Source organism: Ruminococcus sp. 210702-SL.1.03 (assembly GCF_020559915.1).
GTDB lineage: Bacteria > Bacillota > Clostridia > Oscillospirales > Ruminococcaceae > YE71.
The window spans coordinates 1-725 of sequence record NZ_JAJCLZ010000116.1 but is presented as its reverse complement, the minus strand read 5'-3'; the positions used below and the strand labels follow the sequence as shown (position 1 = coordinate 725).

Sequence of the window (725 nt, the reverse complement as noted above, 5' to 3'; positions counted from 1 at the left end):
CGGCGAGTGTGAAATAGCCGTTCCCCGTGACAGAAACGGTGAATTTGAACCTAAAATCATCGAAAAAAGACAGACCCGTACAGACGAAATTGAGCAGAAGATCATGGCAATGTACGCTAAGAGAATGTCTCAGCTTGATATTGAGGACACTCTTCATGAGATCTACGGTTCAGAAATTTCTCAGGGACTTGTTTCACGCATAACCGACAAAATTCTTCCCGAAGTAAACGAGTGGCAGAACAGACCTCTTGACAGTATTTATCCTATCGTTTTCTTTGATGGAATCGTTTTTAATTCGCGCAAGGACAATAAAATCATCAATAAGTGCGTGTACTCTGTACTCGGTATCAACATGGAGGGTCATAAGGAAATTCTTGGAATATGGATTTCTGAAAATGAGTCCGCAAGCTTTTATGCAAGTATATGCTCAGACCTTAAAAACCGCGGAGTCACGGACATTTTCATCGCTTGTCACGATAATCTGACAGGACTTTGTGATGCAATAAATGCAATATTTCCAAGGGCAAAAAATCAGCTCTGCATCGTTCATCAGATAAGAAACAACTGCAAATTCGTGCCTTACAAGGACAGAAAAGCTGTATGCGCTGATTTAAAGAAAATCTACGGTGCAGTCAATCTTGACGACGCAGAATTTGCCAAGGAAGAGTTTCGTGAAAAGTGGGACAAGAAATATCCCAACATCATAAAATCATGGGACAAAAACT

Annotated in this window: 1 protein-coding gene; it reads left to right on the top strand. The window is 40.7% G+C overall.

Annotated elements, in window-relative coordinates; translation table 11 throughout:
* Positions 1–725: IS256 family transposase (locus tag LI114_RS13695; protein ID WP_227221131.1), on the top strand; the 725-nt coding region annotated here is incomplete at both ends.